The organism is Sphingobacterium sp. GQ94 (assembly GCF_059758715.1).
The window spans coordinates 199,338-212,597 of the sequence record NZ_JCAXEC010000001.1 but is presented as its reverse complement, the minus strand read 5'-3'; the positions used below and the strand labels follow the sequence as shown (position 1 = coordinate 212,597).

Genomic DNA, 13,260 nt, shown 5'->3' with positions numbered 1-13,260 from the left:
CCGGCTTAAAGAATCAATGGTCCTCTATTTTTGAATTCTTCAGCGAGAGATAAGTGAATTATTGCTCCAAGATGAGCCTTGTCTTCAACCAAAACCTTCTCGAACATTTCATTTGCTTTCTTTAATTGTTTAAGACCCAGATAACCCAGTCCCATAATATAAAAGCAGTGATTCTTATTTCGTAGTTGCAAATTATCTTCAAAAATCAACATATCGGGGAGAGACACAGCAAAGTAGTCTATCTGCACTTTGTCCTCTACATGCTGCTTACCATACGAGATTAAACGATTAAAGATGTTATCAGCAATTTCATTTTTACCTAATTTCTCCCAAGCTAAACCTTGATAGAATATTTTATCTGGTTGTTGGTCATTATAAAATACAGCTGCTTCAGGTTCATCGCTGCCATGCGTAGCTTTTTGGTAATTCGTAATGGCTAAATCCTTTTCTCCTGTTCTGCTGTAAGCCAGGCCCATCCAGTAATTGATATCGTTTTCTTTTATTCCAATTAGTTTCCCCTCACCTAAAGTGTGGGGATACCTTTTTGCCTGCTCCAGTTTTTCAATTGCTTGTTCAAACCTGTTTTTTGAAATATCCACCTTCGCAAGCTCCACTAAACTGTGTACATATTGAGCAGCGACTTTTCCCTCACCTCCTTCCCATGGATGAAATTTACGGGCAAGGATAAGCTCAAATGCCTTATCAGGTCTATCTAGAGAATTGTATAGTGTAATTCTTTCTAAGTATAAATCATCTCTGCTTTCAACCAAATGGCTATGGTCTTCTAATAAAGATAAACGGTCCTGAGGCGATCTGTTCAAACGTTTATACAATTGATCCAGCTCCATAAAAACCCGAGCATCGTTAAAGTCCTTGCTAAAAGCCCTTTCATAACAATTTAAAGCTACTCTTGGATTGTCCTTTTTGTTGAAGTATGCGATACCCAAATTTCGAAGAACAGTAGGAAAAGTTTCATCCCGTTTGAGCGACAATTCCCACATTTCAATGGCCTTTTCATATTGTCTTTTATCGTACCATAAATTTCCAAGATAATAGGGCGCTTTTGCATCTTCAGGATTGTGATCAATCGCATATTCTAAAATGTCAATTTCCTCTAACCGGTTGGGAAAGCATAGCTCTGGATTCGCGGCGGCCGCTCTTTTTAAGTAAGCCGATGCTTCTTGTTTCTCTGAAATTTTGAAATTAAACCACCCTAAATAATAGAATATCATTGGTTGGGTGCTCTCGTTCAGCTGCAGTAAACTCAATAGCTCAATAGCCTCCACATATAGACCCGCAGCAGCATAGTCAAGCGCGTATTCCAAGAAGCTGTTTTCAAATTTCCTAGAACGTGTCAATAATTCAGTTATTGCTACTTGTCGCTGTTCAGATTTACCTAATTCCGAGCAAACTTTTGTTATTTCAAAAAATGCCCCCAAATTGAATTGATCTCTTTTTATTGCTTCTTGTGAGACTTTTAAACTCTCTTCAAAATTATTTAGTTTCCGTAATATTGCAGATTTTATAACCCATGCTTTACCATTGCGGGCATTCCGGTCCAACGCCCATTCAATGTGCGCTAAACCCTGTCTCAAATTATTATCTATTAGGTCGATTTGAGCTAAGGAAAAATACCCGCTATCCTGCCAAGCACTATTCCAAACAGCTTTATAGAAGGCCTCATAAGCCTCTTTATTTTTATTTTGAAACCTTAGTGAAAGTCCCAAATTATAATAGGGCTCTCCATCGTATGGATTCGGATTTCTCTGCGTATAGGTATTGATGGCTTCTTTGAATAACAATTCACTTTTGTTAAATATTCCTCTTCGCAAATACCATTTGCCCAAGGCATTATTATTCCGGGCATCTGTTGGATCCCTACGAAGAGCCTCTTGATAGTAATCGACTGGATTATATGTTGCATGTCGATATTGTTCAAGATGAAGTCCCGTTAGATAAAGTTGTTCGTTATTCTTGATTTCATCTACCCGAAGGGCCGCCTGAGCTGGCTCTGTCTTCTGGTTACTTTTATCCTCTTGTGGCTTGTATGTAATCAATTCATTCCCATAGTGATCCTGAACTACTACTCGGTAATCATCATCTACAACTACTCTGGAGAGTTCAATCTCTTGGATAAATACACGCTGTGGTGAAGAGTCAAACTCTTGCTGGTAAATTAATTCTTCCTTAATCCAAACATGAAGTGTGTTTCTCAGTTGAACTGAAGTTGAAAATATTTTAACAAGTGCCTTGTTTCCTTTAATATCCACATAAACTAAAATATCTTTTGTTGCATTTTTCACCAACCCTAATTCTTGATAAGGCATAAAGTACTGTGTAAAAGATTTCTCTTCATAGGGCATCAACCAGGTAAAATCAGGTTGATTATCGGTAAAAACACCTGTCATTAATTCAATATACGGACCATCATTATCTGTTAAATTACGGTCCCATGCCTTCCCAAAATCCCCATTTCCCCATGTCCATTGTTTTTTACCTGGTGAAACATGATGGTTTGCTACATGTAATAGACCTGCTTTGGTATCATTTTCATACCCACCGACAAAATCGTAATTTGACTTAATTGCCATATAAGAAGTCGGCACCGGGATATTTTTATAATTTGAAATGTCTGTTCCAGGAGAATAATCTACTTTATAATATGTCCCTGTGGCAATCGGGAAACTCGACACATCACGCTTTCCATGATCAAATACGGCGTTTACATCAGGAGGGAAGACAGACTGATAGTGCTCATTGACGCTTACAGCCGGATTTGCCCACCATAAAAATGTTTGAGGAATAGCTGTACGATTATATATATTAGCTTTTACCTCTATATAAGCCTTATCTGGATATAGTGTAAAACCAGCCATACCTTTGGTCCCAAACATACGTTCTATCTCATTGACCCAAACTGTTTTGCTTCCATCTTCATTTTCTTGGATAGAATAATCAACAGGTTGAAAAGTACTAGGTCGATGGTGCTGGGGCCAGTTGAATTCTATTCCACCGGAAATCCACGGTCCGCATAATCCAACTAAGGCAGGTTTAATGACATGGTTATAGTAAATAAAATGGCGTTCTTTTATTTTATCATAAGCCATTTGAATTCTACCTCCTAGCTCTGGTAAAACCATGACTTTCAAATATTTATTCTCAAGAAATAATGCGGTATACGCGACATCTTCCTTCTGGTCATAAATTTTTTCAATGACAGGGTTTGGATATACCACTCCGCTGCTACCTTGATACACGCGCCTTTCGAAAAACATGGGATTTTTTTCAGGTTCTCCTGTTCCATAGGTAGGAATAATTTTCCGCTCTTGCCAAACGCTTACAAAAAGTTCATTCATTATACTTACTTAAAATCTGTTCTTATATTTTGTTTACTCATTTTTTGCTCTAATTCTTCTAGAGTTTGGCCTTTGGTTTCTTTAACCTTATACTTTATAAAGAAGAACCCTATCAGACAGATTGCAGCATACATATAAAAAGGTCCGTAAGCACCGAGAACTTTGGCCAGAATGGGAAAAGTAAATACTAGAATAAAAAAGGCTCCCCAGAGGCAAACGATCGCTACCGAAGAGGCTAATCCTCGTATTTTATTCGGAAAAATTTCAGATATAAGGACCCAGGTTACTGGTGCTAAAGACATTGCATACATAGCGATAGCCAACAATACAAAAATTGAAATCAGTCCTGCATCAGCTTGATCCTGGAGTAAAAATGCCAAGAAGATATAGATGACTGATAAGCTTAAAGATCCAATGAGTAATAAGGGTTTTCGACCTAACGTATCAACTTGCCACATGGCAACAATGGTAAAAATCAAATTTACAATACCAATGGTTACTGTCTCAAAGAGTTGCCTGTCCACGTCGGCGCCAACAGACTCAAATATGGTTGAAGTATAATTAAAAACAACATTAATTCCACATAACTGCTGAAAAACGGCTAATGTGATCCCTATCACAACTGCAGGTCTGACATCTTGTGCAAATACATCTTTAAAAGATTGTTTTTTTAAACCATCTAAAGATTGCTGAATAGTCTGGTAAGTTCTTTTACTAAAATCAGGATTGCCTATTTTTGCTAAGACGACCTTCGCTTGATCAAGCCTACCGACCTTAATTAACCATCGAGGACTCTCAGGGAGCCAAAACACACCGATAAAAAAAAGAATCGCAGGTATTGTTCCTAAACCAAACATTAATCGCCATGCCTCAGGCCCGGTTCCTGAAATCGAATAATTCACCAAATTGGTGACTAAGATTCCTATAACAATAGTTAGTTGATTAATAGCAACATTACGTCCTCGCACATTCGCTGGTGAAATTTCCGAAATATATAAAGGACTTAGCATAGATGCCATCCCAACACCTATTCCAGCCGCAAAACGCATAAACACAAATCCACCCAGCCCTTGGGAAAAGGCCATACCTAGAGAGGAAACAGCAAAGATTAAAGCTGAGATCATTAATCCCGGTTTTCTACCATAACGATCGGCTAGAGCTCCTGCGAATAGGCAACCAACAATACATCCTAAAGCCAAAGAACCGGTAAGAAACCCTTCCCACCAAGCGTCTAGATTAAATTCCGGCCTAAGAAACGGTAAAGCTCCTGCTATAACAGCAAAATCAAACCCAAAAAGGTATCCACCCAAGGCAGAGATAAATGATATACTCAAAACATAGAAGTTTTTCCCATTTCCAGGTTTTTGTTCTACTCTCATAATTTATGATGCGCTACTTATTGTTTTATAATTTGGTTTTTCAATGCTCAAACTTACAGGAAGATCCTTTAAAACAAAATGGATAATTCATTGGAATTAATAGACATTATTACGGAGCAGAATTCTGGCCGGCCTATAAAAGGACACTAAATAATTGAGATTGCCTGGATATTTACTGACCAAGACCGTTCTTTAAAGTCCTGGTAATTAGGTCATAAAATGCGCTTTTAAGTGTATAAATTCCGAAATAGCCGCTTTTATTAAAAAAAAATTGGCACGTTAGATTTCATCTACACCTTAAAAAAGTGCAAATTAACTTGAGGTTCACGGGGCAAGATTAATTGTCGGTTAAACTATCTCTAAAAATTTCATTGGTGATGCTTGGAGGTAGCATACTCAAACAAGGTAATTTTTCTCTAGGCTATTCTAATTCCACTTTCCTTTTTAAACAATTCGGTGTTCTTGATTTCACAATTGGTTAGCATTTCCTGAATATTGTATTTTTTCGCAACAGATTTCAACGCCTCCAGATGACGTGTGTGGTGCATATCAGTGCCCACTAAATCGTACATTCCTGCACGCATCAAGGTAAGGGCAGCTGTTTTTACATTCTCCCCGTAATACTTACTCACGGATAGTAAATTCAATTGTAAATAGCAACCAGCTTGTTTAATTTCTTCGAATATTTTAAAGTTGTTGTGGTAATAATTATACCGTTCGGGGTGAGCAAGTACAGGTTGATATCCTCGATCTATAATCGCTTTGATCATACTGAAAAGCGATTTTGATTCCGATAGGTACGACATCTCAATGAGCATGTATTTATCGGCGATCAAGCAAAGATTGTTGGACTGGATCCAATGACCCAACTGGTCATCAATCATGTATTCTGCACTGTATTCTAAATTAAAATTGGTGTGGGTTTCTTTAAGATGATCCTTTAGCTTCTTATAAGAATCGTATATGCTTTGGGGCGTATTGTTATGCACGCCATTCATAATATGAGGGGTACAAACACAGTTGTTGATTCCTAACTCTTTTAAACCGTGGATTAAAATCATCGATGACTCCAAGTTTTCACTTCCGTCGTCAATTCCTGGAAGAATATGATTGTGCATATCCCAGCCAATCCAGGCAAGCTTATTATGGTGTGTGTTTAAATTTTCTTCTTTTATTCCAAACAGTTTACGCCAAAACCCCATAGTTTTTTTTATAAGTTTAACTTTTGATCGACCTTAGCGCTATACGCGCAAAGGCTGCCAATAATACATTTTTTAATTTAATGTTATTAACATATTCTGTTAACAACACGTGTATGTGTCCACAAACGCTACAGCAACTTATACCAATGGTGAATTTTCCTTTTCTAAGTGTTCATATACTAACTTAACATCTTGCGCATGACTGCGATCAAGAATTAACAGTGCATCCTCGGTATTAATTAACATACAGTTACTTAGACCGACAAATACAGCATGCTTATCTGTACCTACAACAATATTGCCATTCTCATCAATCGGATGACCTTTCTGTTTAAAATAATCAAATAATGAATCAAAAGCTCCCATATCTGACCATTTAAATTTGGCCGGAACCACCTTAATTAGGTCACTACGTTCCAAAACAGCATAATCGATGCTTTTCGATGGAATTAACTCGGAATGCTTTTGGTCTAATACAAAATCTTCTGCGTATGCAAAAGCGGTCTCAGCAGCTGAATACAATTTAGGTTCAAAACGAATCAATTCTTCCAGATAAACTCCGGCTTTAAAACAGAAAATCCCTGAATTCCAAAGGAAGTTCCCGGCCTTCAGAAAATCTCTGGCCGTTTCAACATTTGGTTTTTCTCGGAAAGACAAAACGGAATTGCCATCGTGTTCGATATATCCATACCCTGTTTCAGGTCGGCTCGGCAGAAGGCCAAAGGTCGCAATATATCCTTGTTCAGCGAAAACAATGCCTTGGTTAATGGCCTCATTATAGGCTTGATCCCCTTCAATTAAATGATCTGAAGGCGTAACAATTAAAATATCGTCTCTATCGGAGGCGAAGGCAGCAAATGCAATCGCAGCAGCTGTATTCCTAGGTACAGATTCAGCAATAATGGTATGCTTTAAACCCGTTAAGACCGGTAAAGCAAGCTCTTTATTTTGGCAAGAACCAACCAGGGTAACTGCCGTGCTTAATTCTTTATTCCTTTCAACGGTTAATTCAAAGAGCGTTTTCCCTGAAAAAATTGGAAGATATTGTTTTGGTCTTGATTTTCTAGAAAGAGGCCACAGGCGGGATCCAACTCCGCCAGATAATACGACATTAATTATTTTGCTCATCGTTTTCCATTTTCTTGGTTAACATTGCTTGATCCCTCAAAAGATATAGCTCAGCAGTAGCCCTAGCATCAGAAAGGGCATCATGTGGATTGATTTGAATCCCCATCAGCTCACAACAAATACTAAGTTTCGTTCGTATAAAACCGAGCGCTTTATATATTTTACTAGTACACTCCCACTGATCTCCCAAATTCAGTTCCTCATAATCTAATCCATAAAAACTCATGGTATCTTTTAAGACAGAACGATCGAGTTGTTCATCGTGGGCAATCATTTTTTGATTGCGAAGGATTTCCCTAATTTGCGGAAACAACTCAGCAAATGTAGGAGACGAGGCTGTGTGTTTGGCTTTGATCCCATGAACTCTGGAAGTTTGCCACATGTATTTATTTTCTGGAGGTCTAACCAGGCTATAAAATTCATTAACCACCTCTCCCTGAACGACGCTTACGATTCCAACAGAGCATACGCTGCTGTACTTGGAAGTCGCTAATTCGAAATCTATTGCTGTAAATGTTTTTGGCATCTTCTCACAAAAGTAAAAAATTAAACTTAATACTCATATTTTCCCTTCCATCTCTGTTGCAATGATTGTCTTAATTTCTCTTCGGCTGGGTTTTTACCGGGATCATACAACTTCAACCCACTGAGTTCCTTAGGCATATACTCTTGGTCAACAAAATTACCCTGATAACTATGGGCATACTGATAATCCGTCCCATAGTCTAACTCTTTCATGAGTTTAGTCGGGGCATTTCGAAGATGCATAGGAACAGATAGACTGCCCGACTGTTTCACAATAGATTGCGCTTTATTGATGCCCTCATAGGACGCGTTGCTTTTAGGTGAACTTGCTAAATAAGTCACGGTTTGCGCCAAGATAATCCTGGACTCGGGCCAGCCGATGACACTGACGGCCTGGAAACAGTTGTTGGCGAGCAAAAGTGCGTTTGGATTCGCATTTCCAATATCCTCAGAGGCGAGTATGAGTAATCTTCGGGCAATAAATTTGGCCTCTTCTCCACCCTCGATCATTCGAGCAAGCCAATAAAGAGCCGCATTGGGGTCACTTCCTCGTATGGATTTAATAAACGCTGAAATTACATCATAATGTTGTTCACCCGTCTTATCGTATCTGATCTGATTTTGTTGGACATGGCTTGCCACAAAAGCATTGGTGATGGGTTTATTTTGGTGAACTGCTGCACCAGTGACCAGTTCCAGTATATTCAATAGTTTGCGTGCATCTCCGCCAGATAGTTGAAGGAGCGCTTCATACTCCTGAATGTGAATGTCTTGGTTTTTTAGGATCTCATCCGAGCGCAAGGCCGAATCAACAATTTCGATGAGTTCTGTCTTACTGAGCTCCTGCAGGACATATACTTGACACCTGGATAACAAGGCAGAAATCACCTCGAAAGAAGGATTTTCTGTCGTAGCCCCAATCAGTGTAACGGTTCCTTTTTCAACCGCTCCCAGCAAGGAATCCTGTTGGGACTTAGAAAACCGATGAATCTCATCGATAAATAAGATTGGCTGTTCTTGATTAAGCAAACTCATCTTTTCGGCTTTTTCAATCACCTCCCGGACATCTTTTACTCCGGACTGAATGGCACTCAGACTGTAAAATGGACGATCAAGTTGCTGGGCGATCAGTAAAGCTAATGTGGTTTTACCAACTCCCGGAGGTCCCCAGAAGATGATAGACGGAATTGCTTTTTGTTGCAAAGCATTCCATAAAACCGCTCCATCACCAATAATATGCTTCTGACCAACATAATCCGCAATATTCTTGGGTCTCATGCGTTCTGCTAAAGGTATACTTGTTGCCATATAACAAATATAAGGTTTCTGATTTGATCTAAGGGAAGCCAGAAAGGGATGAGCGGACAATTTCGAGCACCTGAGGATTATCTACTGAGTGTCAAAGCTTTTAAGCGCTTGCTATATCTAAATTCAAAATTCATACTTTTGAAAAAACGAAAACAGAGAATGTTCAACAAAATTCATATTATATTAAGCTTAAGCTTTATTTTTACCCTATTTGGGCTTCAAGCCCAAACGGACCAAGACTCACAGGATCCGTCAGGTTTTGTCAGGAAGTACGACGAAAGCTTTACTGGAATTGGCCCAAAGGTGTATGTTTTACCGGCCCCTAGAACCAAACAAGAAGAAATTACAGATTCCTACCAGGAGAAAAAAGGATTCTACGATTCCATTTCTCGTAAACTGGATTTCCGCCATTATCGAGATGACTTTAAATTTACGCCTAATTCCGGCTATGTTCGCTCGAATTTCAAACCATTACCAGATTCCGAAAAGGCATGGAATGAACTAATCACCAAGCTTGAAAAAAACAACAATGCCGGTCTTGCAGCAGCATTAGCAAACGAGTACGCCTGGGAGCTCCTACAGACTAAGCAAACTGACAAGAGTATTGCCATGTTAGCTCGAGGAATAAATGCGGTTAGCCATTTAAACGCTAAGACCGAACGAAATGTGCTGGAACAAAATTTAGCAAGTGCGTATCTGTATACTGGTAATTTTGCACAGGCGGCCAAATTACAAGAGAGCTTCTTAAAGGATGCTACCACTGATAATGTAAAATTGGATCAAGCAAATACCTTGGTAAAAATTGCCATGATCAATGCTTATGTGAAAAATTACGACGCTGCCGAGAACACCATCATCAGAAAGGCCATCCCTATATTTAACAAGGCGAAAAACTATTCCGGCAAAGTGAATGCTCTGGTCAAACTCGCAAAAATATATCAACTTGGAAACAAACATATTCAGGCCCAATGGTTTTTGATTCAAGCCCGAGATATCTCCATAGAAAAAAGGATACAGACACATTTACCAGACATTGAGTATATGCTGGCCTATTCCAAATACATTCAACAGAATTACCAGGTGGCACAGACCGAATTTAAAAATGCTAAAATATTGGCGAGTGATGATGACAATAAAATTCTACAACTTGCCATCCATGATAAACTGGGGGAAATTTACCTTTTAATGGGAAACTTTGAGGACGCTGAAAAGGAATTAACACAGTATTGGCAACTGCGAAACGAACTTTTTTAGTCAGGATTTTCTCCGGTTTAGAGTACTTTTCTATCCCGATAAGTCCTCGGAACTGTTAAGGTTTCTTAAAAAAACGGTAAAATGACAATTGATATGAATATTTTACGTTTTAGCAACTAACAATGATATTTTTTTGATTAATTTAGCTTTTGAGTACTAAGAATTAGAATTAGTTTAAGGTTAATTTTTGTTTTGGTATCTAAAAATTGAATTAATATTACAATTATACAATATGTTTAAAAATCTTATTTTTTGCCTTGCGATCATATCCATCGTTGCCTGTGGCGCTAAACCCCGAATCAACTTACAAGAACAAGGGGTTCCCCTACGACCAACGACTCAACATGAGATCATTGCAAAAGAAGTAGCCAACCTGTTAGAAAATTTTACGTACAAAAAGGTTCCTTTGGATGATTCCATCTCGGCAATTGTTTTCAATAATTTAATTGAGGGCCTTGATCAAGGAAAAAATTACTTATTGAAAGAAGATATTGCAGACTTCCAACAATTTAAAACCACCATCGCCCAAGATTTTAAAGCGGGAGATTTATCGAGTGCCTTTTATATTTTTAATAAATATAACGAGCGTTATTTGCAATGTTTAAATTACGCCTTGCAGGAAGTTGATTCAAAGCACGATTTCTCGAAAGAGGAAGATTACATCATGTTCCGGGAAAAACTAGATTGGTTTACCAGCGATTCTCAATTGAAAGATCAATGGAGAAAAAGGGTAAAATACGACCTGTTGAATTTACGACTTGCCACCTCAGACTCTGCAGAGCTGGATGAGGAAAAAAATAAAGAAACGATCCGTAGCCGGTACAACAATTTGATTTCTCAAAGCAAGAAAACAAATGCAAATGATGCCTTCCAGTTAATTATGTCTTCGTTGACTGATGCTGTAGACCCCCACACGACTTACTATAACGCTTCTTTTGCCCAGGCATTCAATGAGAGTATGTCGAATACCTTGGAGGGTATCGGAGCACAATTGATGATGGAAAACGAAATGGTGACCATTAAAATGATCATCGCCGGAGGACCCGCATTTAAGGATAAAACGCTTCAGATCAATGACCGCATCGTTGGCGTTGCCCAAGGAGATGAGGAATTTGAGGATATTATTGGATGGCGCCTGGATGCAGCGGTTGCTAAGATTAAAGGCAAAAAAGGAACGGTTGTTCGCTTGAAAATTCTTCCAGCGGGAGCAGATCCTTCAAGTAGTCCAAAAATTGTTCGTTTAACCCGTGAAAAAATAATTTTAGAAGAAGAATCTGCGAAGCGTGAAATCAAAATGATTAAAGGGGAGGACGGAAAGACCTATAAAGTGGGTGTCATTAATCTTCCTAAATTCTACATTGATTTTAATGCCATCAGACGCGGAGAAAAAGATTATAAGAGTACAACCAGAGACGTACGCTTATTAATTGATAGCCTGAAAAAAGACGGTGTACAAGCTATCTTAATGGATTTAAGAAATAACGGAGGTGGATCGCTTCAAGAAGCGATCGAGTTAACCGGTTTATTTATTGACCAAGGTCCTGTGGTACAAGTTAGAGATACCAGAGACCGGATCCAAGTAGATAGCGATCAAGATCCTGGTGCAATTTGGGAAGGTCCTTTTGGTGTAATCATCAACCGGTTCTCTGCATCGGCATCTGAAATCTTTGCAGGAGCGATCCAAGACTACGGTAGAGGAATTATCTTAGGCTCTACTACCTACGGGAAAGGGACTGTTCAAAACGCGGTAGAAATGTCTCGTTTCATTAGCCCAACCAATCGTCTTTTAATAAAAGCTTCTGGGGAGGCTGACCCGGATACCCCAAGTGGAGCACCAGAATTCGGTCAGATAAATCTGACGATGGGTAAATTCTACCGTGTTAACGGAAGTAGTACCCAACACAAAGGGGTGACCCCAGATTTTACATTCCCAACCCAATACACCGCGGAAAAATTTGGAGAGAGCTCAGAACCATCTGCTTTGCCTTGGGACCAAATCAAACCAAGTAACTTTGCAAGCGTTGGTGACTTGACAGCCATCAAAACCAAATTAGGTGCGATTCATGAGAAGCGTATGGAGAAATCTCCTGCCTATTCTTTCTTATTAGAGGATATTAAAGAATTCACAAACAATGATTCAATTCCATCGGTTAGTCTAAATGCAGATAAGCTGAAAGCTGAACGCGAAAAAATTCGAATCAAACAACGCGATCGCTTCAACAAACAACTTGCCTTCTTAGGTTTACCTTTATGGAAAGAAGGGGAATCTCAACCAAAATTAGAATATGATTTTGTTTTAGAAGAAAGTGCAAATGTAATCACGGACCTGATTCGGTTAAAGGACGTCCCACAAAAGACGGCCCTCTCTAGCACGAATTAATCTTCGGTAAACACAGATATCGTTAAATTAAGGCGGGGATGTTTTGTCAATCAAAGCATCCCCGTTTTCTTTTTCAAGATGCTTTGCGTGTTGCACCTGCTTCAAAAGAGAAAATCAAGTAGGCTTATGTTGTTCTTGTTAAAAAAACGTAAAACAGATCCTACCTCTTGCATCTTTAATCAAATAAAACTAGCTTAGCGGATTCATGAATAAGATTGTACCAAATATTTTAACGCATTGTAAGCAATACTCCTTCGTATTTGCGACAATACTTTTGGTATTACTTACCTCCTGTGCTCTGAAGACAAGCATCAAAAGCTTAGTTGGTGTTCCTAGCAAAACAGAACAGGGCTTTCCGAAAGGTACTCGTCTTTTTTCGGCGAATATGGTTGAAAAATGTGCACAACTAGACTTTGGAAATGCTCCTACCGTTCAAAAAAAATCATTCAAGGCAGACGGCTTATTGCCAGCTGTAACGTTCATCGTTTCGTTTCTTTTCCTGTTCAGCTATCCTAAAGTTGATTCCGAAAATAAACACCCGATTTATACTGGAAGCGGCAAAATCAAAACCCCTGTTCCGCTCTTCCTAGCCTATCACAAGCTTATCATCTATCATCTGTAATACCCCATTCCCTTTGCTTTATTAACCCTTGAGGGGTAATAGGCTAACATTCAATTTTATTTTTTCAAAATAGTTTTAGATCGCCCTTTGTGATCTATACAAATTG

Annotated in this window: 9 protein-coding genes; 3 read left to right on the top strand and 6 right to left on the bottom strand. The window is 38.8% G+C overall.

What is annotated here, in order from left to right:
• Nucleotides 1-5: 5 nt before the first annotated feature.
• From AC6CHH_RS00940 to AC6CHH_RS00915, 6 genes are all read right to left on the bottom strand, one after another.
• Nucleotides 6-3,356 carry a DUF5107 domain-containing protein gene (locus AC6CHH_RS00940; protein ID WP_498278773.1) on the bottom strand — a complete coding sequence of 1,117 codons (3,351 nt, stop codon included), beginning with the start codon at nucleotides 3,354-3,356 and terminating at the stop codon, nucleotides 6-8.
• A gap of 5 nt (nucleotides 3,357-3,361) precedes the next feature.
• Nucleotides 3,362-4,735, bottom strand: a complete 1,374-nt coding sequence (locus AC6CHH_RS00935; RefSeq protein WP_498278771.1) for a sugar porter family MFS transporter — start codon at nucleotides 4,733-4,735, stop codon at nucleotides 3,362-3,364.
• 416 nt (nucleotides 4,736-5,151) lie between these two features.
• Nucleotides 5,152-5,937 (bottom strand): tyrosine-protein phosphatase, encoded by a 786-nt coding sequence (locus AC6CHH_RS00930; protein WP_498278769.1) that lies wholly within the window; start codon nucleotides 5,935-5,937, stop codon nucleotides 5,152-5,154.
• 138 nt (nucleotides 5,938-6,075) lie between these two features.
• Nucleotides 6,076-7,065, bottom strand: a complete 990-nt coding sequence (locus AC6CHH_RS00925) for a mannose-1-phosphate guanylyltransferase (RefSeq protein ID WP_498278767.1) — start codon at nucleotides 7,063-7,065, stop codon at nucleotides 6,076-6,078.
• On the bottom strand, nucleotides 7,049-7,591 hold the full coding sequence (locus AC6CHH_RS00920) for an exonuclease domain-containing protein (protein WP_498278765.1): 543 nt from the start codon (nucleotides 7,589-7,591) through the stop codon (nucleotides 7,049-7,051). The genes AC6CHH_RS00925 and AC6CHH_RS00920 overlap by 17 nt, the downstream gene beginning before the upstream one ends.
• Nucleotides 7,592-7,617: 26 nt before the next feature.
• A complete protein-coding gene (locus AC6CHH_RS00915; protein WP_498278763.1) occupies nucleotides 7,618-8,898 on the bottom strand; it encodes a replication-associated recombination protein A in 1,281 nt (426 codons plus the stop codon).
• A gap of 159 nt (nucleotides 8,899-9,057) precedes the next feature.
• Here AC6CHH_RS00915 and AC6CHH_RS00910 point away from each other — a divergent pair, with 159 nt between their 5' ends.
• The 3 genes from AC6CHH_RS00910 (at nucleotide 9,058) to AC6CHH_RS00900 (ending at nucleotide 13,154) form a co-directional block, all read left to right on the top strand.
• Nucleotides 9,058-10,152, top strand: a complete 1,095-nt coding sequence (locus AC6CHH_RS00910) for a tetratricopeptide repeat protein (protein WP_498278761.1) — start codon at nucleotides 9,058-9,060, stop codon at nucleotides 10,150-10,152.
• 232 nt (nucleotides 10,153-10,384) lie between these two features.
• Nucleotides 10,385-12,532, top strand: a complete 2,148-nt coding sequence (locus tag AC6CHH_RS00905) for a carboxy terminal-processing peptidase (protein ID WP_498278759.1) — start codon at nucleotides 10,385-10,387, stop codon at nucleotides 12,530-12,532.
• A 205-nt stretch (nucleotides 12,533-12,737) separates the two neighbouring features.
• Nucleotides 12,738-13,154: a hypothetical protein gene (locus AC6CHH_RS00900; RefSeq protein WP_498278757.1), complete on the top strand. Its 417-nt coding sequence runs from the start codon at nucleotides 12,738-12,740 to the stop codon at nucleotides 13,152-13,154.
• Nucleotides 13,155-13,260: the final 106 nt, after the last annotated feature.